Source organism: Tardiphaga sp. 839_C3_N1_4 (assembly GCF_051811045.1).
In the GTDB taxonomy this organism is placed as follows: Bacteria; Pseudomonadota; Alphaproteobacteria; order Rhizobiales; family Xanthobacteraceae; genus Tardiphaga.
Genome location: NZ_JBPWQD010000001.1, coordinates 4356114 through 4378871, shown reverse-complemented (window position 1 = coordinate 4378871; position 22758 = coordinate 4356114). Strand labels below are relative to the sequence as shown.

14 protein-coding genes and 2 pseudogenes are annotated in these 22758 nt (G+C 61.8%); 7 read left to right on the top strand and 9 right to left on the bottom strand.

Annotation, left to right across the window (positions count from 1 at the left end; all coding sequences use genetic code 11):
• Positions 1-13: 13 nt before the first annotated feature.
• On the bottom strand, positions 14-1093 hold the full coding sequence (locus tag AB8A38_RS20955) for a DUF4892 domain-containing protein (RefSeq protein ID WP_439087263.1): 1080 nt from the start codon (positions 1091-1093) through the stop codon (positions 14-16).
• A 158-nt stretch (positions 1094-1251) separates the two neighbouring features.
• On the bottom strand, positions 1252-2184 hold the full coding sequence (gene htpX / locus AB8A38_RS20950) for a zinc metalloprotease HtpX (RefSeq protein ID WP_439087262.1): 933 nt from the start codon (positions 2182-2184) through the stop codon (positions 1252-1254).
• Positions 2185-2386: 202 nt separating this feature from the next.
• On the opposite strand from htpX, the pseudogene AB8A38_RS20945 reads away from it, so the two are divergent.
• A pseudogene (locus AB8A38_RS20945) lies at positions 2387-3612 on the top strand (LLM class flavin-dependent oxidoreductase).
• Between the two features lie 125 nt (positions 3613-3737).
• On the opposite strand, the gene AB8A38_RS20940 reads toward AB8A38_RS20945, so the two are convergent.
• Complete coding sequence (locus AB8A38_RS20940) at positions 3738-4541, bottom strand: DUF4886 domain-containing protein (protein ID WP_439088573.1); 804 nt, start codon at positions 4539-4541, stop codon at positions 3738-3740.
• Positions 4542-4652: 111 nt separating this feature from the next.
• Between AB8A38_RS20940 and AB8A38_RS20935 the strand changes: the two genes are divergently transcribed.
• On the top strand, positions 4653-4949 hold the full coding sequence (locus tag AB8A38_RS20935; RefSeq protein ID WP_315839723.1) for a hypothetical protein: 297 nt from the start codon (positions 4653-4655) through the stop codon (positions 4947-4949).
• On the opposite strand, the gene AB8A38_RS20930 is transcribed toward AB8A38_RS20935, so the two are convergent.
• Both AB8A38_RS20930 and AB8A38_RS20925 read right to left on the bottom strand, forming a co-directional pair.
• Complete coding sequence (locus AB8A38_RS20930; RefSeq protein ID WP_439087261.1) at positions 4930-5442, bottom strand: cupin domain-containing protein; 513 nt, start codon at positions 5440-5442, stop codon at positions 4930-4932. The two genes, AB8A38_RS20935 and AB8A38_RS20930, sit on opposite strands and share 20 nt — an antisense overlap.
• A gap of 18 nt (positions 5443-5460) precedes the next feature.
• A complete protein-coding gene (locus tag AB8A38_RS20925) occupies positions 5461-6303 on the bottom strand; it encodes an SDR family NAD(P)-dependent oxidoreductase (RefSeq protein ID WP_439087260.1) in 843 nt (280 codons plus the stop codon).
• Between the two features lie 245 nt (positions 6304-6548).
• On the opposite strand from AB8A38_RS20925, the gene AB8A38_RS20920 reads away from it, so the two are divergent.
• Positions 6549-8237 carry a methyl-accepting chemotaxis protein gene (locus AB8A38_RS20920; RefSeq protein WP_439087259.1) on the top strand — a complete coding sequence of 563 codons (1689 nt, stop codon included), beginning with the start codon at positions 6549-6551 and terminating at the stop codon, positions 8235-8237.
• A gap of 44 nt (positions 8238-8281) precedes the next feature.
• On the opposite strand, the gene AB8A38_RS20915 is transcribed toward AB8A38_RS20920, so the two are convergent.
• Complete coding sequence (locus AB8A38_RS20915) at positions 8282-9082, bottom strand: transglutaminase-like cysteine peptidase (protein WP_439088572.1); 801 nt, start codon at positions 9080-9082, stop codon at positions 8282-8284.
• A 557-nt stretch (positions 9083-9639) separates the two neighbouring features.
• Between AB8A38_RS20915 and AB8A38_RS20910 the strand changes: the two genes are divergently transcribed.
• The 4 genes from AB8A38_RS20910 to AB8A38_RS20895 all read left to right on the top strand — a co-directional run bounded on the left by AB8A38_RS20910 (position 9640) and on the right by AB8A38_RS20895 (position 19494).
• Positions 9640-14058, top strand: coding sequence for a cadherin-like domain-containing protein (locus AB8A38_RS20910; RefSeq protein ID WP_439087258.1), 4419 nt, complete (start codon positions 9640-9642; stop codon positions 14056-14058).
• Positions 14059-14196: 138 nt separating this feature from the next.
• Complete coding sequence (locus tag AB8A38_RS20905) at positions 14197-15954, top strand: type I secretion system permease/ATPase (RefSeq protein WP_439088571.1); 1758 nt, start codon at positions 14197-14199, stop codon at positions 15952-15954.
• A complete protein-coding gene (locus AB8A38_RS20900) occupies positions 15951-17258 on the top strand; it encodes an HlyD family type I secretion periplasmic adaptor subunit (RefSeq protein ID WP_439087257.1) in 1308 nt (435 codons plus the stop codon). The genes AB8A38_RS20905 and AB8A38_RS20900 overlap by 4 nt, the downstream gene beginning before the upstream one ends.
• A 10-nt stretch (positions 17259-17268) precedes the next feature.
• Entirely contained in the window at positions 17269-19494 is a 2226-nt protein-coding gene (locus tag AB8A38_RS20895; RefSeq protein ID WP_439087256.1) for a CHASE2 domain-containing protein, read from the top strand.
• Between the two features lie 927 nt (positions 19495-20421).
• Here AB8A38_RS20895 and AB8A38_RS20890 read toward each other — a convergent pair.
• The 3 genes and pseudogenes from AB8A38_RS20890 to ssuC form a co-directional block, all read right to left on the bottom strand.
• Positions 20422-21024: a flavin reductase family protein gene (locus AB8A38_RS20890; RefSeq protein ID WP_439087255.1), complete on the bottom strand. Its 603-nt coding sequence runs from the start codon at positions 21022-21024 to the stop codon at positions 20422-20424.
• A gap of 25 nt (positions 21025-21049) precedes the next feature.
• Positions 21050-21694 (bottom strand): annotated as a pseudogene (locus AB8A38_RS20885) (ABC transporter ATP-binding protein); the annotation flags it as partial.
• A gap of 239 nt (positions 21695-21933) precedes the next feature.
• Positions 21934-22740: an aliphatic sulfonate ABC transporter permease SsuC gene (gene ssuC / locus AB8A38_RS20880; protein ID WP_089263466.1), complete on the bottom strand. Its 807-nt coding sequence runs from the start codon at positions 22738-22740 to the stop codon at positions 21934-21936.
• Between the last annotated feature and the right edge of the window lie 18 nt (positions 22741-22758).

Sequence of the window (22758 nt, the reverse complement as noted above, 5' to 3'; positions counted from 1 at the left end):
ACATCCGTTGCGATCAGTTCAGCTTAACGACTTCCACACGCCGGTTCTTGGCGCGGCCATCATCCTGGTCATTCGATGCTGCGGGTGCGAGCATGCCGACACCGGCCGCGCGCAAGCGTTTGCCGTCGGCACGGAAGCTCGTGGTCAGCGCGGTGACAACAGATTCTGCACGACGACGAGAGAGATCGAGATTGTAGTCATAGGTGCCCTGATTATCGGTGTGACCGACGATCAGCACGGCCAGCTTTGAGTCCGACGACAGCAGACCCGCAATCTCCTGCAGGGTCGGCGATGATTCCGGCTTCAGGTCAGCTTTGCCGGTGTCGAAGAATATTCCGTAGAGAGCAACGCGGCCGGTGGAGCCGATGGTCTTCGCCATCTCGTCGGCTTTCACCACCACCATCTTCTGCTCGCGTGGCTTCGGCTCGATGATATGCACGACGGCGACCGTGCGCTCGTTGAAGGCCTTGCAGTAGAGGTCGTCCTTCACGAGGTAAGTCTGCACGGTGACATAGGCATCGCCGCCAGCTTGCGGGATTTTGGCAGCGAAGAAGCGCTGATCATCGAGATGGGACGCCATGGCGCATTTGCCGTTGGAGAAATCGCCGTCTTTCAACTGCGCCTCAGTGACGAAATACATCAGCAGGCTCATATCGCCGCCGCCGCCCGCAGCGGAGCGCGTCGGATCGCCGCCGCAGTCATCAGTCTTGCAGCTATAGAGCACTTCGCCGCCGGCTGCCTTCACCACATCCTGATAGTTCCGCAGCACTTCAAGCGGCGACCGATTGGCCGGCAGCAGATAGGTGATGCGCGTGCGTGCGCCTTCCACTTCAAGCACTTTGTTCGGCTTGTAGACCTGATTGTTCATCCGATCGCGATCGTTATCGCCGGTCTTTTCGAGCTTCGACAGCGGGATGGTGAAATCGGTGAAGGCAAGGCGCTCATAACTGATAATGAAGGAGCCATCGTAACGCTTCAGCAACGCGCTATCGCGCGCGCCGGGAATATCCTTGGTGGGGATTGTGGCATCGGCCTGTACTGCACACGTACCGAACAAAACAAACAAGCCAACCGTCAGAATGCGTCCGAGCATGAGTCATGCGTCCCCGTTTCAGGAGCGCACACGATGACGATTTAGGTTATGGAAACAAGCGGACTAAAGCGCAGCGAATAGCCGCGCAGCCATGTCCGACCTTCATTGAACCGGAAGGTGCTGCGCGGCGACCAAACTTGTTAAGTCAAAGCGGATCGTTAGCCCCACGGACCGCGGCGCGTCTGACCGCCGCCGTTCCACGGGCCAGTCGCGGACGGTGCTGGACGCACAGGCGCACGCGACTGAGCACCCATCTGCCCGGCAAGCTGCTGCAGCGCTGCGATTCGATTCTGCGTCGCAGGATGCGTGGTGAACAGATTATCCATGGCGCGCCCCGACAGCGGATTGATGATGAACATATGCGCGGTCGCGGGCGCGCGCTCGGCATCCTCGTTCGGAATCTGATGCGCAGCATTATCGATCTTGGCCAGCGCCGAGGCGAGCCACATCGGCTGGCCGCAGAGCCGCGCACCCATTTCGTCGGCGGCATATTCGCGCGTGCGGCTGATCGCCATCTGCACCAGCATGGCGGCAAGCGGCGCCAGGATCATCAGCGCGATCTGGCCGATCATGCCCGGGCCATTATTGTTGCGGTTGCCGCCGAAGAACATGCCGAACTGCGCGATCATCGAGATCGCACCGGCGATGGTCGCGGTGATGGTCATCAGCAACGTATCGTGATGCTTGATATGCGCAAGCTCATGCGCCACCACGCCGGCGAGTTCCTCGCGCGTGAGCTGCTGCATCAGGCCGGTGGTCACGGCGACAGCGGCGTTCTCCGGATTTCGGCCGGTGGCGAAAGCATTCGGCTGCGGATTGTCCATGATGTAGATCTTGGGCATCGGCAGGCCGGCATTATGGGCGAGCTCGCCGACCATGCGATACAAGTCCGGCGCGTTGCTGATATCAACTGACTGGGCGCCATGCATCGACAGCACCGCGCGGTCCGAATTCCAGTAGGCGAACATGTTCATGCCGGCGGCGACCACCAGCGCGATCATCGCACCCGACGCGCCGCCCATGAGGTAGCCGACGCCCATGAACAGGGCGGTCATGCCGGCCAGCAGAATCGCGGTCTTGAAGTAGCTCATTGGTCCTCCTGCCCCCGTGCGCCAGCACATGTGCGGGAAACGCTGCGGTGCAGCCATCAAATGGTGATCGACCCGATCGTTCCGCAAGGCGGCATTGTGCGGCAGCGCGTCGCGGCCATGCAGCGGACTGCATTGAATGCCGCGACATCCGGCCATAGGCTGCGCAACGAAAACATTAAGAACATTACAAAGAGGAAACACTATGGCTCGCGTGAAGTTCGGCGCCTTTCTCGCACCGCATCATCCGATCGGGGAGCACCCGATGCTACAGTTCCGCAGGGACCTCGATCTCGTCGAGCAGCTCGATGCGCTCGGCTACGACGAATTCTGGTGCGGCGAGCATCATTCGTCGGGCTGGGAGATGATCGCCTCGCCGGAGATGTTCCTCGCCGCGGCAGGCGAACGCACCAAGCGCATTCGCCTGGGGACCGGCGTAATTTCGCTGCCCTATCATCATCCCTACAATGTCGCGCAGCGCATGGTGCAGCTGGATCACATGACCGGCGGCCGCGCGATCTTCGGCTCCGGCCCGGGTGCCCTCGCCTCCGACGCGCATACGCTCGGCATCGACCCGATGACCCAGCGCGACCGCCAGGACGAAGCCATCGCCATCATCCGCCGTCTGTTCAACGGTGAGCGCGTCACCGCAAAGAGCGACTGGTTCACCATGAACGACGCTGCGCTGCAGATCCTGCCGCTGCAGGAGGAGATGCCGTTCGTGGTGGCGTCGCAGATCTCCCGTCTGGCATGACACTGGCCGGCAAATACGGCATCGGCATCATCTCGCTGGGCTCGATGTCGACGCAGGGATTGATGGCACTGCCGACGCAATGGGGCTTTGCGGAAGACGCCGCCAAGAAACACGGCACCACGGTCGATCGCGCCAACTGGCGCGTGCTGCTGTCCTGGCATATCGCCGAGACCCGCGAACAGGCCGCGCGCGAGGCCGGCCCCGGCCTGATGCGCTGGCACAACGAATATAATGTCGGTACGCTGCAGCGGCCGGGCCTGCAGCCCTTCACCTCACCCGAGGACGCAGTGGAAAAGACGGCGGGCGGCGAGAATGCGGCCTCGACCATCGGCACGCCGGATGACCTCATCAAGACCATCAAGAACCTGATGCAGGTTTCAGGCGGTGTCGGCACCATCATCGGCTTCGTGCATGACTGGGCCAATCCGGAAAACGCGAGGCGCAGCTGGGACATGGTGGCGCGCTACGTGGTGCCGGAGATCAACGGCTACATCGCATCACTGCGCAAGTCGCAGCAATTCGTGATCGAGAACCGCGAGGTGTTCGAACGCGCTGGACAGGCCGTGATGGCCAAGATCATGGCGAACGAGAAAGCGGCGGCAGCGCTGCCGCTCACCGGGCCGGGACGCGTGGCGATTCCACTGGTCAATGCACCGAATCTGCAGAAGAAGGGGTAAGCCCGGCTCAGGCCTTTGCTCCGTCATTGCGAGGAGCGAAGCGACGCGGCAATCCAGCTCTTCACTTCGGCGAAGAAAGACTGGATTGCTTCGCTGCGCTCGCAATGACGGGGAGAGGCTGCCGCTCACTTCCCGTAATAGTCCTGCACCGTTTCCCACGCCGCCATCTGCAGTATCTTCGCAGTCGCTTCGTCGAGACCCGCGAGATACGGATTGCCCACCGGTGAGCGACCCGTCAGCGCGCTGAAGACCACGCAGGACGCAAGGTATGTGCCTGCCATGCTCGGATGACGCCTGTCGGGCTGGTAGAGATTGAGCTCGGGCTGCTTCGCGCGCATCCTGGCAAATGCCAGCCCTGCCGGAATCACCAAGGCGTTGTTGTCATTGCCGGCGACCGTATAGGCTTCGGCCAGTTGCTGCGTCATCTCCGGCTTGTCTTCATAGGCCCAGGACATGAAGAAGATCGGTTTCGCGCCATGGGCACGGACGATATCCGCATCCTTTTTCGCATATTCAGTAAAGACCGACTTCAGCTTGGGATGGATCGGGCACTGGCTGCAATCCATCATGATCGCAGCGTCGAACAGCCGCTCGCGCGTGTTGAAGATGATGTTGTTATTGTCGTCGAAGGAATAGGACGCGATGGCGTTGGGTCGGAAATAGCTCTCGACATCGTGCCATTCGAAGCCGGAACCGCCGATGGTCACCGAAATCGCCTGATAGCTCGTCCTGTTGGCGGGATCGGCGGCACGCACCAGCGCCAGCACGTGGCTGTGCATGCTGTTGTTGAAATAGAAGAAGCTGTTTCCGATGAATATCTCGGTCTTCGGAAAATCGGGCCCCAGCGACGTGACCTTGGGTTTGGTCTGCGCTTGCACCGCAACGGGTGCACTGGCCGTGGCAGCAAGGGTCGCCACAGCGACAAGCATGGCTCGCAAAGTTCTGGACATGGAATGTCTCCCGGTTCTTATTATATGCGTATCGATAGCATGGGGCGGTGCGGATTGCGCCGGCCCTGATCGCGGGAGGCAGACAACGCCATGCCCCATGAGCTCGCACCCCGTGACCTCGATCCCCTGATCCTTGATCTTCTGGAATGGATCGCGCGTGAACCCAGATCCTATGCCGACGTGCTCGATGCATGGCGGACGTCGTGCCCACGACTGACGGTGTGGGAAGACTGCATCGATCGTGGATTTGCCACGCGCATGCACATCGCCGGACATGGCTCCGTCGTTCAGGTGACGGCCGCAGGTTTGTCCTTTCTGCAACGGCATGGACGCGTCATGCCAAAGACGCCAGCCTCGATCACCGCAACTAGTCCAGCGGCATCGTAAGCTGCGCGCCTTCATCGGCCACAAACACCGCGATCAGCTCGGCCGGCTCCGTATTGCTCGCATTGGCCGAAACGAGATGCGTCGAGCCCGGCGGCTCGAAGAATGACTGCCCCACCTTGAAGGTTTCGACCGGGCCGCCGCCGAGCTGCGAGCGGATCTCGCCCTTGGTGATATAGGCTGTCACCGTGCCCGAATGACGATGCGGCGCGCTGAAGCCGCCGGGTCCATAGGACACGCGCACAATGGTCACGCGCTTGCCCGGCACATTCGGCAGCGCATGCGACGTGATCAGCTCCACCGCATCGCCGGGATTGACGCTGGAGCCATTACTACTGACGGCGCAGAGCGGCGCCAGAACCGTCGATAAGGCGTCCATTGTCGTCGGGAGTGCCTTGCCAAGGGCAATCGCACACATCAGTCCCGCGGCAACGGCAACAGACACACAGCGGGCTTCGGGCAGCCTCGGTGCGATCACATCGCATGTGATGGACATTCTTCGCTCCCCTGCCCGTCAGCCATTGTCCTGGCCGAACGCCTTGCGCATCGCGACATAGCCCTGCTGCTGCTGGCTCCAATTGCGACCGCCGGTGACACCGCCATCGACCACCAGATCGTTGCCATTGACGAAAGACGACTCGTCGCTCGCCAGAAACACCGCGGCATGGGCGATATCGTCCGGCAGACCAGCGCGCGGGATCGGCTGCGCAGCCTTGAACGCCTCGCGCATCAGCGCCGGCGTCTGCTCGGCTGCTTCCACCGATAGTCCCAGCGCCTTGCCGAAGATTCCGGTCGCGATGGCGCCTGGCGAGATGCTGTTGACGCGCACGCCGCTCTCACCGAGCTCCATCGCCACGCATTTGGTTAGATGGATGACCGCGGCCTTGGCGGCGCCGTAGACCACCGAGGACGAGTAGCCGGCGAGCCGGCCGGCAATACTGCCGTTGTTGATGATGCTACCCGAGCCCTGCTTCTTCATATGCGGGGCGGCATGTTTCATGCCGAGCATGACGCTGCGTACGAGTGTCGCCATCGCTGCATCGAAACGATCGACATCGAGACCCTCGATACCGCCGGTCTGCGCCGGACCACCGGCATTGTTGAACAGGCAATCGATGCGGCCGAATTTCTCGACCGCGTGACCGATCAGTGCACTCATCTGCGCTTCATCGGTAACGTCGGTCTGACGGAAACTGCAATTTGCGCCGAGCTTCAAAGCGAGCGCATTGCCTTCCGACGCACGACGCCCGGCAATCACGACTTTCGCACCCTGCGCGATGAAGATTTCCGCCGTACGGTATCCGATGCCGCTCGTTGCACCGGTGATGACTGCAACCTTGTTGTCGAGACGCCCCATATCGTTTCCCCGTTTGTTTTTATGGCCGGCATTTGACGCCCCGAATCCGCGCCCGCGCAAGGCGTATTTTGAGTCAGCTCCACACGCAGCCCGCTGAATTTGCAGGTGAAGCGGCGAACTTTCCAAGCCACAACCGTCGGAGACTCCTGAGAATTACGATTAAGGAAGTTCTAAGACGCATCTGCGTATCGTGCAGCATTGTACCGCCATCCAAGCATGGCTCGCGATTGCTGGAGACCTTTTCCGTGAAGCTGCTCAATAACCTGCCGATTTCCGCCAAGCTTGGGCTTCTCGTCACCGTCACTCTGATCGGTCTCTGCCTCGCCGGCGTGCAGGCGACGCGCCTCGTCAGCGCCGAGATGCGCAGCTCTCGCATGGAGCAGGTTCTCGCCATCGTCGAAACGGCGCGCAATCTGGCGCTCGGTCTGCAGAAGCAGGTGACAGCCGGCGAGTTGACGAAGGATGCCGCGATCCAGGAATTCGTCAAGCGCGCCCGCACGATGACTTATGACAAGGGCAACGGCTACGTCTTCTCCTATGACATGAACGGCATCGCGCTGGTGACGCCGGATCCGAAACAGTTCGGCACCAACCGGCTGGACGTCCCGACCAACGGCCGTGCGCTGACCCGCGAGTTGCGCGACGGCGTCGCCGCCAAGGGCGATGTCACGCTGTATTACGAATACATGAAGCCGGGTACGACCGAATTGATCCGCAAGTTCTCCTATGCGGTTGCCGTGCCCGACTGGAATCTGTTCGTCGGCACCGGCGCCTATCTCGACGATCTCGATGCGAAGCTGACGCCGATCATCTGGTCGCTGGCGACAGCGATCCTCGGTATCGCTGTTGTCGCCGGCCTGATCGCGTGGTTCATCGCCCGCAGCATCACGAGGCCGCTGAGCCAGCTCGGCACCCGCATGCGGGATCTCGCTGACGGTAAGCTGGAAGCCGAGATCCCCGGCGCCGGCCGTCACGACGAGATCGGTGCGATGGCTACGACGGTGCAGGTGTTCAAGGATAATGCGATCCGCATGCATGGCCTCGAGCAGGAAGAGGTCGCCGTCCAGCAGCGCGTCGCCGCCGAACGCAAGTCGGCGATGAACAGCCTTGCCGATGGCTTCGAGCAAAGCGTCAATGGCGTCGTGAAATCGGTTGCGACGTCCGCGGCCGGAATGCAGGCCACCGCATCGTCCATGACCAACACCGCAAGCGAAACCACCGATCGCGTCGCCAGCGTCAGCATGGCGTCCGAGAAGGCGCTGAACAACGTGCAGACCGTTGCCGCTGCAGCGGAAGAACTGACCGCCTCCGTTGAGGAAATCTCGCGGCAAGTCGCGCAATCGACCGAGATCGCACGGCAGGCCGTCGGCGAAGCAGACCGAACCAACGCAACGGTTCAGCTCCTGTCCGGCGCAGCCGAGAAGATCGGCGTTGTGGTGCAGTTGATCGACACGATTGCAGCACAGACTAACCTCCTGGCGCTCAACGCCACCATCGAGGCCGCCCGTGCAGGCGAAGCGGGACGCGGTTTCGCGGTCGTCGCCTCGGAGGTGAAGGCCCTGGCAACCCAGACAGCCAAGGCGACGGAGGAAATCTCGGCGCAGGTCGCCAGCATGCAGTCGACGACCGGCGATGCCGTCTCGGCGATCGGCAATATCAGTGCGACCATCGAGAAGATGAGCGAGATCTCCATGGCGATCTCATCGGCCGTCGAGGAGCAAGGCGCTGCGACCCGCGAAATCGCCCGCAACATTCAGGCGGCAGCGACGGGCTCCAGCGAAATCGCCACCAATATCGGCAGCGTCAACGCGGCAGCCTCCGCCACGGGACAAGCGGCCGGACAGGTCCTCAACGGTGCGCGCGAGCTCGACGGGCAGGCCAGCATGCTGCAATCGGCGGTGACGGACTTCCTGACCAAGGTTCGCGCGGCCTAAATCAGGCGACCGACCGAAGCTTCGATCGATACGGGCCGTTCCGCTTACAGCGCGGGGCGGCCCGATGTCTTTTTGGCGCTGGATGCCAGCGTGGTCAGAGCTGCTTCATCCGCGACGGGACGCTGCGTAGCTGCCAGCAGCGGCGCATCGACATATTGCCGGATACCGTTCTGATCCATCACGAAGAGCGGCCTGGTGTTCTTCATGTTGACGTCCTCGACCATCGCCATGCGACGGTTGTCGAGCATGAACCAGCGGCCATCGAGGCGGGCGGCCGCAACGGCGTGATCCTCCTGGCGCAGCGTATCGCGCAGGATCACGACCCGCAGATCCTCGGCCGCAACGCCGGCGGCACGTAATGCGGTGAACTTGGCGATGGCGTAGTCCTCGCAATCGCCGGCGCCCGTGGCGAACAGTGCCAGCGGCGAACGCCAGACATCCGTTGCGCCATAGAGCACAAGATCATCGCCGGGCCGAACCGCCAGATTGATAGCGCGATTGACCTCACCCATACGGGCGCGACCATCGCGGGCACTGGCGTCGCCGACGATATCCAGAAACTTCGCCGCCTCGGGCGAGCAGCGGACGGGCGTCTCGGCACAAAGCTCCAGGGCAAGCTGCTCGTCGTCCTGCTCGCGTTCCACCCCGCGCCACTTGGCTTTGAGCTCGCCTTCCGGCAGCGCCGATGTGGCGAGGCCAAACGGCTCCGCAGGCCGGTCGACAGCGCCGATCGCCTGGTCAGGAAAGGCCGTTCCGGCCGTGAGATCCGTGGGTGCCGCGAAAATCGCCAGCCCCAAGGCCAGCACAGACGCGCAGCGCACCCGCGCAAAAGCAGAAGTCCACATCATAGACGCCCCGTCTGTCCGGGCATCGGCAAGCTGGGCTGCTCGCACGTGACCGGATCATTTGTGGGGCCATCTTGAGGCGGCTGATTTTCGACGGGATTAAAAGGGGTTAGCCTGGTCGACGAAGTTCGCGGACAGGCTGAAAGGGGGCTAACCGGCTTGGCTACAATTATATCGAAATGGCAGAATTAGAGGATTATATTACCTCACGCCCTTGTTCCCTTGGCTTTGAGTTCCTTGACCGGGAACACAGACTGAACTCGGAACATCGTTAATGAAAATTTACTATATGGATCAATGACATTGAGGCAATTTCACAAAGCGGCCAATAGCTTGAAAGGGTGATGCGCAGACGTCCACTATCGCATTGCACCCCGCGGTGGTATGCATGGCTCGCAAATTAGCTAATTAATAACCATAACCATGCGCGGTAGACATTGAACTACGCGGGTCCATTCGAATTTTCGCAATCTGGCGATGCTCCGGCCGAACCAACGGCTGGTGGCGGCAGTATTGGCCATACGTTTTCCACTCATACAGCCGGTTCCACTATTGTCGTGCAGGATGCCAACCTGCTGTTCTCCGGCGACTACAAGCGCTCCGGCGTCGATCTCGTGCTGTCCAAGGACGGGCACGAACACGTCGTCTCCGACTATTTCAAGGGTTCGCTGCGCGCAGCTCTGTCGTCGCCCGATGGCGCGCAGCTGTCCGGCGACCTCGTCACTGCCCTTGTCGGTGAAGTGCAGGTCGCGCAGCTCGGCGGCGGCGCCAATGCTGCCGCGCAGGTCATTGGCACCGTCAGCAAACTAGCCGGCAGCGCGACTGCGATCCGCAACGGCGTCTCCGTGATGCTCAATGTCGGCGATCAGGTGCAGAAGGGCGACGTTGTCCAGGCCGGCGGGGACTCATCGCTGACCATGACTTTCATTGACGGCACCGTGTTCGGTCTCTCGGCCAACGCACGCATGGTGCTGAACGAGATGGTCTACGATCCCCAGGGATCGTCGAATTCATCTCTGCTCAGCCTCGTGCAGGGCACGATCACCTTCGTTGCTGGCGAGACTGCCAAGCATGGCAACATGCGCGTCGATACGCCGGTTGCCACCATGGGCATCCGCGGCACCGCGGTGCTGGTCGAAATCGGTTTCGAGGTTCCGGGACAAGGCAGTGCGCCGCCGGTGAAATTCCAGGTTCTGGTCGAGCCGGGCGGGCGCGTCGGCTCTTATGTGCTGTATAGTAAGACGAGCGGCCAGATCATCGGCACAGTGAATGCAGCCGGTCAGGTGACCAGCGTGCTCGGCAATGGCGATACGTCGACAGGCCAGGCACCACCGCTGTCGCCGGAAGCAATGGCTATTCTTGGCCCTGTTTTCCAGACGTATTTCCCGAACTATGTGCCGAACGCCAATCCGCGCAGCAACGGATCCGGTAGTGGATCATCACCGGCCGATCCCAATTCCGGCACCAGCCCGGATCCGCTGAAATTCGCTCCTCTGCCGGATGCGCCGCCGGGGCAGCCCTTCCAGGTTCCAATCAACCTGCCAGGTGATGCTCCCAATACGCCGCCGATCATCGTCACGATCACGCGCTTCAACACGGCGCCGACCATCACCGTTGCGCCGGTTGTCGTGATGCTGCCGATCGACAAGACCAGCTTCGAGATCAAGGATCAGGTCCAGATCACCGATCCCGACAGCGGCGACGTTGCGACACCCTATGTGCCGGGAACGGCGCATATCATTTCGGCGAACGGCCCGAGCGGCACACCTGCCTCGCTTGACCTCAAATCGCTGATCACCGTCGATCCGCAAACCGGCCATGTCAGTTACGACCCGGCAGCGTTCAAGTTCCTCGCCGCAGGACAGAAGGCCGTCTACACTATCGGCTTCGATAGCCAATCCGGGCCGGACACGACCCATGAGACGCTGACCTTCACGGTCGATGGCTCCAATGATGCGCCGGTCGTTGCATCTACGCTGACAGGCGCCGCAACGCAGAGCAATGCCACCCAGAGCTTCGATTTGCTCGCCGGTGCGTCCGATGCCGATCTCGGCGAAACCGCGACGCTGACCGTAAGCAATGTGAAATTCTCACTGAACAACGGCGCACCGGCCAACACGCAGGCCGGCGTGACACTCAACGGCGCCACGCTGGAAATCGGCGCGAACGCATTTGCCTATCTCGGCGAAGGTGAGACCGCGACTCTCAAGGTCACCTATAATATCACCGACGCCCATGGCGCGAGCATCGCGCAGACCGAAACCATCACGATTACAGGCGTCAACGATGCTCCGGTAATCGCCGGCACATCGATCGAAGTCGTCCTTGGCGGCGTGACGGTGCTGAGCGATACAAGCTTCACGGTCAGCGATCCCGACGGAACGACCGATTTCACTTTCACGGTGAGCAACGTCACTGGCGGCACATTCGAAGTGTGGGACGGCACCGACTGGGTGCCGGCGACGCCCATGTCGCAAAGAGTTAGCGCTGAGTCGACTGGCTCGGAGACCACCTACACTTTCACGAGTGAGCAACTCGCCCAACATCATGTCCGTTTCGTCAGTGACGGCAGCACGAGCCAGCCCACCTTCACGGTGCAGGTGGACGATGGCGGCAGCCACAACAATCTCAGCGCCCCCTATGAAAGCACGGTCGCGCCCGGTGAGAACCACGCCCCGGATACATGCAGTGTGACGCTCGCAGCCGTCGACGAAGACGGCAGCCTGACCATCACAGAGGCGCAGCTGCTGGCAAATGCCACGGATGCCGACGGCCAGACGCTGCACGTAACCTGTCTTGAAGTCGCGAACGGCTGCGGCACGCTCACTCACAACCAAAACGGCACCTGGACCTTCACGCCTGCGGCCAATTTCAACGGACCCGTGTCGTTTACGTATCGGATCTCCGACGGCGTGACGGCGGTTGATGGCCATGCGGCGCTTGACGTCACGCCGGTCAATGATTTGCCCAGCGGCAAGGTCACGATCTCCGGAACGTTCCAGGAAGGCGCGACGATCACTGCCCAGACCGGCAGCGTGGCCGATGTCGATGGGCTGGGGATGTTTCACTATCAATGGTACCGCTTGAGCCCCGGCTCCAATGGACCTGTCGCGATTTCGCAGGCCACGGGCAGCAGCTACGTCCTCACTGCCGCAGATGTCGGCGTGACCGTCTATGTTATCGTCAGCTACACCGACGGCGGTGGAACCGCCGAACTGGTTGCCAGTGGCCCAACCGATGTGATCATCGCTGCGCCGCCACCCTACGGAGCCTCCAACTATTGGACTGGCGCCGTCAACAATGACTGGAACACGCCCGGCAACTGGTCGCTCGGGATCGTCCCGACGGCAGACGAGATCGTCTATATCAATACGGGGACAGTTACCTTCAATCTCAATGGCCTGCTGGAAATCGCCGGGCTTCACATCGGAGTCCAGGCCGAACTCGATTTGACCGGCACCGGAACGCTGAATGTCACCGGCACACTGGTGAACGACGGCGATATTCAGCTCGCACCGGGCACGACACTCGAAGTCCATGGTGTCGTGCAAAACACCGGCACGCTGCTGGTCGATGATCACACGGCCGGCGCGACCCTGCTGATCCACGGCACGGTCACGCTCGATGGCGAAGGCACCGTGACGCTCGACGGAAGCGCCGACCGGATCACCGGCGACTCGCTCAGCTCGAAACTCATCAATGCCGACAATACGATCAACGGCTATGGCAAGCTCGGCGACGGCAAGCTCAGCATCGTCAATGAATGCGACGGTAAAATCATCGCATCCGACTGCTCGCACGCACTGATTATCGACACCGGCAAGGGTAGCCTGATCAACTTTGGTTTGATCGCGTCGATGGCCACCGGCGGTCTCGAAATCAAAGGCGATCTAGTCAATTACGGGACCATCGAAGCCTATGCGGGCCTGTTCGAGATCGGCGGCAATGTCACCGGTCACGGCACCGCGAGGATCAGCGGCGGCAATCTCGAATTCGGCGGCTGGTCGGATGCCAATGTCACATTCTCTGGCTGCAGCAGCGACGAATTGATCCTCGATCGTGGTTCGCACTTTGTCGGGACGGTATCCGGTCTGTCCTATGGCGACACGATCGACCTGAAGGGCATTTCGCCCTGGCAGCTCTGGTTCGACCAGCACGACGGCGTCGTCGATGTGCATTACGGCTGGGGCAAGAACGACTATTTCACGCTGACAGATCCAGGCGTGCTGAAACATCTCGACATCGACTCCGACCATCGGGGCGGTACCGAGATCACGTGGACCAATGATGCGCCGGAATTCGACACGTCATCGGCTGAACTTTCCAAGCTCGGCAACGGCTATTTCAAGATTTCCGACGTGTCCGTGTGGGACAAAGATTGGTCCACCGGTGAGAACTATAAGCTGGACATCAACGGCACGGTGGTGAAGTCGGGATCACTGTCGTCTATCGATCATTATCTCGAAGACGGTTTCACCTTCAAACCAACCAGTTCGGAAACGCCTCAGGCGACCGTTGCGGTCACCATCACTGACGGGTTCGGCGCCAGCGAGCATGTCAATTTCATCTTCAATACAGCGCCTCTCCAGTCCAATACGCAGGTGTCACTGAACGGCACGGCCGGAAATGACGTCATCTTCGCAACGGCCAACAAAGATACGCTGACAGGTGGCCATGGCTCGGATCAGTTCGTCTTCGGGCCACATAGCGGCTGGGCTGACAAGGATATCATCACGGACTTCAAAGTGGGCACCGACAAGATCGTGCTCGACCACATTCGTGGCGTGCCCAATCTTTCAGGCCCCTTCGGCGATCTGAAGCTGACCCTTTGGGAACTGTCCGGCGGAATCGAGCAAAAGGGAGACAATACCCTGATCCACCTCGATGGCGGTGACACGCTGCAGCTCACCAACGTGCACATGTCCCAGCTGCACGCCAGCGACTTCATCGTCCACCCCTATTCCAACGTGGCGTAACGCGGCACCGTTAACCGTCCCGCGGACAGCACCTGCACAAGTCGCCTGACTGATGGCATAATGGCTGTCAGATCGGGGCTTGGGGTGGCGCTTGGTGCCTGACGAGCGACCGTCCGCATGATCCGCAAAGGTTTGACGATGCAGCGTGGCCTGTCACGAACCTCCAGCCTGCCGGCGCGGACCGAGCTCGGCGATGCCTTGCGGGCCTGCCGCGGCGCCTTTCTCGGCGTCGGGCTGATGAGCTGCATGATCAATATCCTGTATCTGACCGGCTCGTTCTTCATGCTCGAGGTCTATGACCGCGTGCTGCCGAGCCGCAGCGTGCCGACCCTCGTCGGTCTCATCATCCTGGCCGGCGGACTCTACGTGGCCCAAGGTATTCTCGACCTGCTGCGCGGTCGCATTCTGGTACGGATCGGCAGTTCGCTCGACGAGGCGCTGAGCCCTCGCGTGTTCCAAACCGTGGTGCGACTGCCCCTCCTCGCCGGCGGACACAACGAAGGCCTGCAGCCGCTGCGCGACCTCGACAATGTTCGCTCGTTCCTCTCCGGCATGGGACCGAGCGCGCTGTTCGACCTGCCCTGGCTGCCGCTCTATCTGGCGATCTGCTTTGCCTTCCATCCGATGATCGGCGTTACCGCGCTGGTCGGCGCAGTTCTGCTCGTGGGTCTCACGATCCTCACGGAAATCATGACCCGCGAACCTGCGCGCGAGGCCAACGGTCTTGCGGCACGCCGCAGTGGCATCGCTTCGGCCAGCCGGCGCAATGCCGAGGTCGTCGTCGCGATGGGCATGGCGGGACGTCTGACACAACGCTGGCGCGAGGCCAACGAGACCTATCTGGCCGGCAACCAGCGCACCAGCGATGTGGCCGGCGGTCTCGGCGCCATCGCCAAGGTGATGCGCATGATCCTGCAATCAGCGGTGCTCGGTGTCGGCGCCTATCTCGTGATCAATCAGGAAGCCACCGCCGGCATCATCATCGCCGGCTCGATCCTCAGCGCCCGCGCGCTGGCGCCGGTCGATCTGGCGATTGCGCACTGGAAGGGGTTTGTCACCGCCCGGCAGAGCTGGCATCGGCTCAACGGGCTGCTATATGCCTTGCCGGATCAGGCAGCTGTCACTCAGCTGCAGAACCCGTCGCAGAAACTGACTATCGAAGGCGTCAGCATCGCACCACCGGGCGACCAGAAGATCACGGTCAGCGACATCACTTTTGCACTTGCGGCCGGCAACGGCCTCGGGATCATCGGACCTTCGGGCTCTGGCAAATCATCGCTGCTGCGTGCACTGGTTGGCGTCTGGAAGCCGGTGCGCGGTCATGTCCGGCTCGACGCCGCGGCGCTCGACCAATGGGCGCCCGACGATCTCGGCCGCCATATCGGCTACCTGCCACAGGACGTCGAACTGTTTGCAGGGTCCATTGCCGACAATATCTGCCGTTTCGATCCCGATGCGAAGGATGACGACATCATCACCGCGGCAAGGCAGGCCGGCGTACATGACCTCATCGTCGGCATGCGCGAGGGCTATGATACGCAGGTCGGCGATCACGGCGGCGTTCTGTCCGCCGGTCAGGCGCAACGCATCGCGCTGGCGCGCGCACTGTATGGCGATCCGTTCCTGATCGTTCTGGACGAACCCAATTCCAATCTCGACACCGAAGGCGATGAAGCGCTGACCAAGGCCGTGCGCGCGGCCCGGACGCGCGGCGCCATCGTCATCGTGGTTGCACATCGGCCGATCGGCATCGAAGGCGTCGACATGCTGCTGGTGCTGAAGGATGGTCGCATGCAGGCCTTCGGACCGAAGGAGACCGTCCTGGGTCAGGTGCTGCAGCGCCCGGCAGCACAGCCGATCAAGATCGTCGCCGACGGTGGAGTAGCCAAGCCATGACTACGCCGCTGACAGGATCGCGCCGCTCGATCCGAATCCACCTCATTATCGGCCTCGTCGTTGTGCTCGTGCTCGCAGGCGGTTTGGGCGGCTGGGCATCGACGGCGCAGATCTCCGGCGCCCTGATTGCGCCAGGCTCGGTGGTGGTCGATTCCAACGTCAAGAAGGTGCAGCACCCGACCGGCGGCGTCGTCGGCGAAGTGCGCGCCCGCGACGGCGACGTGGTGAAAGCCGGCGATGTCGTCGTGCGTCTCGACGACACCGTCACCAAAGCCGGCCTCGCCATCGTCACCAAGAACCTCAACGGATTGTGGGCACGCGCGGCGCGGCTGGAAGCCGAGCAGCGCGGCGTTGATCGGATTACGTTTCCACCGCAACTTATCGAGCAGATCGCGGATGACGACGTGAAGAATGTCATCGCCAGCGAAACGAAACTGTTCAATGTGCGCTCGACCGGCCGCGTCGGCCAGAAGCAGCAGCTTCGCGAACGCATCGCGCAGCTCAACGAGGAGATCGCTGGCCTCACCGCGCAGGAGACTGCCAAGACCCGCGAAATCGCGCTGGTGGAAAAGGAACTGGTCGGCGTCCGCGGACTGTTCGATCAGCAACTGGTGCAGATCTCGCGCCTGACCGTGCTGGAACGCGACGCCGCGCGCCTCGCCGGCGAACGCGCGCAGTTCATCGCCGCCCGTGCCCAGGCCAAGGGCAAGATCACCGAGATCGAGCTGCAGATTTTCCAGATCGACAAAGATCTCGTCAGCGAAGTCTCCAAGGATCTGCGCGAGACCAATGACAAGATCGGCGAATTCGTCGAACGCAAGGTCACAGCCGAGGACCAGTTGCGCCGCATCGACATCCGCGCGCCGCAGGACGGCATGGTGCTGCAATCCACCGTGCATACGATCGGCGGCGTCATCACCGCCGGCGATGCGATCATGCTGATCGTACCGCAGACCGACAATCTGTCGGTGGAAGCCCGGGTCAATCCGCAGGATATCGACAAGCTGCAGATCGGCCAGAAGACGCTGCTGCGGCTCTCCGCCTTCAACCAGCGCACCACGCCGGAGCTCAACGGCGCCGTCAGCCGCGTCTCCCCGGATACGACGACGGATCAGCGCACCGGGCAGAGCTATTACACGATCCGGATTTCGATGCCGGCATCGGAAGTCGCCAAGCTCGGCGATGTGCGCCTGATCCCCGGCATGCCTGTCGAAGCCTTCGTGCAGACCGGCGACCGCACCATGCTGTCCTATCTCGCCAAGCCGCTGAGCGATCAATTGATGCGCGCCTTCCGCGAGAAATGACCCGGCACCCATGAAGCGCATGCGGCGAGTAAGACGGCTGGCGCAGAAGTTTGGACGGGCGCGGGCGTTTTGCGTCGTGTTGCTCCTGGGCCTCGCATTGCTGCGCATCGCAGATCCTTCGGCGATCGAGGAATTGCGCATGCGGACTTTCGACACCTATCAGGTGATCGAGCCGCGGGTGAAAACGGCAAGACCTGTCGTGATCGTCGATATCGACGAAAAGAGTCTCGCAAAGGACGGTCAGTGGCCGTGGCCGCGCACCCGCGTTGCCGAACTCGTCACCAAGCTGACACGCGCCGGTGCGGTGGTGATCGCGTTCGATATCGTGTTTCCCGAGCCGGACCGAATGACGCCTGCGATTGCTGCAGATTTCTTCCAGGGACTGGATGAAGAGACACGGGCCAAGCTCCGCGCGCTTCCGAGCAATGACGCGATACTGGCACAGGCGATAAAGCAGTCGCGCGTCGTATTGGGTGAATCGGGGCTGCCCAACCCGGTCAAGACGCTGGACAATTCGCTGCCGCTGACGGGACTCGCCATGCTGGGCGGCGATCCTGCCCCATACATGATCAATTTTCCGGGGCTGCTCCGCAACGTATCGACGCTGGAATCCGCTGCAGCCGGCCGCGGTCTGCTGACCATTCGTACCGAGCGTGACGCGATCGTTCGGCGCGTGCCGATGCTGATGCAAGCTCAGGGCATGACGCTGCCATCGCTGAGTTTCGAAATGCTGCGCGTCGCCACAGGTACAGATACCATTCTGACCAGATCGGACGAGGCAGGTATTCGCAGCATCGCGGTCAAGGGCCTGCAAATTCCAACCGATCGCAACGGGCAGTTCTGGGTGCATTTCGCGAAGCACGATCCGTCGATATATATTCCGGCGTCCGACGTACTCGACGGCAGCTTCCCGCCCGGTGCCATTGCAGGCAAGCTGGTGTTGATCGGGACATCGTCGGTGGGATTGCTGGACGTCAAGACAACCCCGATTGATCCGGTGCTGCCGGGCGTCGAAGTGCACGCGCAGGTGCTGGAAAGCGCGTTGACACGGCAGGTGCTGTCGCAGCCGAACTATGCAATCGCCGTCGAGCTCGGCGTCGCGTTGCTGCTTGGTGTCGTGGTGATCTCGCTGGCACCCATGTTCGGTCCTGTGACGCTGGTCCTCATGGGGTCGGTTTTTGCCGCACTACTCGCCGGCACATCCTGGTACTTCTACACGAAACATCGCCTGCTGATCGACTTCACCTATCCCCTGTTCTCGACCACGCTGATCTATCTCACGCTCATCTTCAGCAATTTCGTGCGCGAGCAGGCGCAGCGCCGCCGCATCCGATCCGCTTTCAGTCAGTATCTGTCGCCGGCGCTGGTGGCTCAGCTCGCCCAGTCGCCGGAGAAACTGGTGCTTGGCGGCGAGGAACGCGAGATGACCATCATGTTCTCGGACGTACGCGGCTTCACGACCATCTCCGAGTCCTACAAGCACGATCCGCATGGCCTGACCACGCTGATGAACCGCTTCCTCACGCCGCTGACCAATGCGATCCTCGATCGCAAGGGCACCATCGACAAATATATGGGCGACGCCATCATGGCGTTCTGGAATGCGCCGCTCGACGACGGTCAGCACCAGATCAATGCCTGCCACGCCGCCCTCGACATGCTGGAGCGCATCGACGCGCTGAACAGACTGCGCCAGACCGAGGCCGAGAACGGCGGCCACGTCTACATCCCGATCAATGTCGGCATCGGCCTCAATACCGGCATCTGCGTCGTCGGCAATATGGGATCTGATCTGCGCTTCGACTATTCGGTGCTCGGCGACAGCGTCAATCTGGCCTCGCGTCTCGAAGGCCAGTCAAAGGAATACGGCTTTCCGATCATCGTCGGCTCGAAGACCGCGCTCGCCGTCAAGGACAGGTTCGCCATTCTCGAACTCGATTTCATCATGGTGAAGGGGAAGAAAGAACCGGAAGTGATCTACGCCATCGCCGGACGCGAGGACGTGACGCATTCGGAACGCTTCCAGACGCTGCGCAACCTGACCATCGAGATGCTGGCTTGCTATCGTAGTCGCGACTGGGACGACGCGTTGTTCGCCATCGAGCGCGGTCGCAATTCCGATGTCGCGAATGCGCTCGAGAAGCTCTACGAGCTCTATGAGAAACGCATCCGCGCTTATCAGGAGAACCCGCCACCGGCGGACTGGAACGGCTCGTTTGCATTGCTGACGAAGTGAGCCGTCATTTCGGGACGCGACCGCTGGCTCAGTGATCGTTTGAACTTCAAGCAGCCACGCGCTTCAGACATGCGACATCGCCCCTGTTGTTTGCGGCGCGGGGGCGCCGTCGTGTCTTGCATTCCCACCCCCTGTTGAGAGGGCGTGCGGAACGCCGGGTGCCCGTTGCACCCTTGGGCCTGATGCGATGCGGTCTTCCGCAATTGTGAATGCATCAGGACTTTCGGACGCGCTGGGCGAAGTGCCCGACGTTCCGCATACGGTGTTTTTTCAGCCTGCTTGCACTTTGCCTTGGCGAACGGTCCGATCACCAAAATGATGGTCCCACGGCGGAGGGACAGGGAGCCTCAAGCGAGTAAGCCGGACGCGTTTCGATTTGGTCGTCCGTCACACTGTCCAGGGGTCTTTCCATCCCAAGGCCGGCCGTCTCCTTGCCAGTGGCAGTGCTGGCGCAGATCCGTCCTGCCCGAAGACAGACGTCACCCATGAACCGCGTAACGCCGCATCTCCGGCGTCCACCGCACCCTGCCCCGCGAACGTGACGATCGCGATCGCCCCTCTCGGTGGGGCAGGACAAAGGGGAATATAAACCTGATGGAGATGCTGTCAACGGGGGATAGGAAAAAATGTTTGACGCAACCTTGGCCACACCCGTCATTCCGGGGCGCGAGGAGACGCCGAAGGCGGCGTATCGCGAACCCGGAATCCTGACCTGTTTTGCGCTGAACACTCCCGGATTCCGGGTTCACACTTCAGCGGCTTCGCCGCTTTCGTGTGCCCCGGAATGACAGTGGAAACTCAGGGTTCGCGCTCTGCCGGCTTCGCCGGCGACGCGCCCCGGAATGACGATGGGGATGAACATGTCGGGCTTCCCCGCTCACCCACTCAGAGTGTTTGAGAACGACGAAACGGGACGACGGCGGCGCGTCAGATCTCCCTAAGCGCCCGCATGCTTGGCACGCTGACTTCGGCGAGCTTCAGATTATCCTCGTTCTGGTCGATCGCCACATATTGCCCGTCCCAATAGGTCAGCGCGGTGTGCGGGACGGAGGTGATGACATCACGGACGCGGCCGATGACGATGGCGTGGGAGTGACGCTCGATGACTTCCTCGACGTCGCAATCGATCGCCGCCAGGCTGCCCGCCAGCAACGGCACGCCGGTTGCCCGGGTCACCCACTGCGCTCCGACGAAACGTTCTGCACCCTTCAAGCCGCCCTTGCCCGAAAACCGCTCGGCCACGTCGAGTTGATCGGCAGACAAGATGTTGACGCCGAAGGCGCCGTAGCGCTGCAGCAGCGGCCAGGACGACGACTCCCGGTTGACGCTGACGATCAGCGTCGGCGGATCGACCGACAATGAAGAGACCGACGTCACCGTCATGCCGGTGATATCCTTGCCGCGCCCGACGGTGATCACGCTGACGCCGCCAGCCAGCACCCGCATAGCGCCGCGGAATTCCTGCGAGGAGACCTCACGACCAGAGGAAACCTCACGATCGACAACGATGTTACGAACGACGGAATTCATGGCAGCCTCGCAGGTCACAATAGTCTCACAAGCCAGTGGCATCGGCTTCCGGGCCGAGCAGATTGCGCAGGATCGAACCTTCCAGCGCCGCAAGATCTGCGGAGCCGCGCTGCCGCGGCCGCGCGATATCGACATTGATATCGTGTGCGATACGGCCATCTTCAATCACCAGCACGCGATCAGCCAACGCCACGGCCTCGGACACGTCATGCGTCACCAGAATCGAGGTGAAGGTCTGGTCGTGCCAGACGCGGCCGAGCAACTGCTGCATCGAAATACGCGTCAGCGCATCGAGTGCACCGAGCGGCTCGTCGAGCGCCAGCACGCGCGGATGGCTGACCAGTGCCCGCGCCAGCGCAACACGCTGCTTCTGGCCACCTGACAGGACGGACGGCCATTGATCGCGCTTCTCGGCGAGGCCGACTTCCGTCAATGCACTTTCAGCGCGCGCCTTGGCATCGGCCGATGTCCGGTCGGTCCCCAGGCCAACTTCCACATTCGAAAGCACGCTGGCCCATGGCAGCAGGCGCGGTTCCTGGAACATCACGCGGATGTCCTCCGCGCGGGTTTCCTCACCAAAGCTGATCGTGCCGGCGGTCGGCGCGTCGAGGCCTGCGATCAGGCGGAGCAGCGTGCTCTTGCCGCAGCCACTCTGGCCGACAATGGCCACGAACTGGCCGGCAGGAATATGCAGGTCGACGCCGCGCAGCACTTCATTGCTGCCGAAGGATTTGCGGAGGCCGCGGATGGTGAGCGACAGACCACGGGACTTCTGCTCGGACGGACGCCGCGCCTGCGTGGCGAGGGCCTGTTCGAAATCGACGGGCGCATCGATGACCTGAGCATCGGCGTGGCTGAGGCGAAGAGACTGTTGCACGGTCATTTCAAATTCTCGCTTCCGAATTTCGCTCAATGTTTCTGAAAGGCCGGATGCCAGGACAATGTCAGCCGTTCAAGCGCGCGCGAGGCGCTGTCGGCGACCTTGCCCAGCAGCGCGTAGATCAGGATGCTGAGCACCACGACGTCGATCTGCATGAATTCACGCGCCTGCATCGCCATGTAGCCAAGACCCGACGAGGCCGCGATGGTTTCGGCCACGATCAGCGTCAGCCACATGATGCCGAGCGCGAAGCGGACGCCGACGAAGATCGACGGCAGCGCACCCGGGAAGATCACGCGGCGGAACAGTTCGCTGTTCCGCATGCCATAGATGCGGCCCATCTCGATCAGCTGCGGATCGACGGTGCGGATTCCGTGCAGCGTGTTGAGATAGATCGGGAAGAAAACGCCGAGCGCGACCAGGAACAGCTTGGCCGACTCGTCGATGCCGAACCACAGGATCACCAGCGGGATCAGCGCCAGATGCGGCACGTTGCGCACCATCTGCAGCGTCGTGTCGGTGAGCTTGCTGCTGAGCTGGGACAGACCGTTGGCGAGACCGAAGGCAAAGCCGATGCTGCCGCCGATCAGGAAGCCGACGGACGCACGCCAGAACGACACCCAGATATTCTGGGCGAGTTCACCCGAGATCAGCAGCTTCCACCCGGCCAACGCAACATCGGTCGGTGCCGGCATCACGCGCGCCGGCACGTAGCCGGTGACGCACGCAGCCTGCCAGACGAGCAGGATGACCAGTGGCACGATCCATTGGGTCAGGCCATCGATGCGCGGCAAACGAAAGCTGCGAACGCGGGGAAGGATTTCAACAATGCTCATGATGGGTGCCTGTCGGAA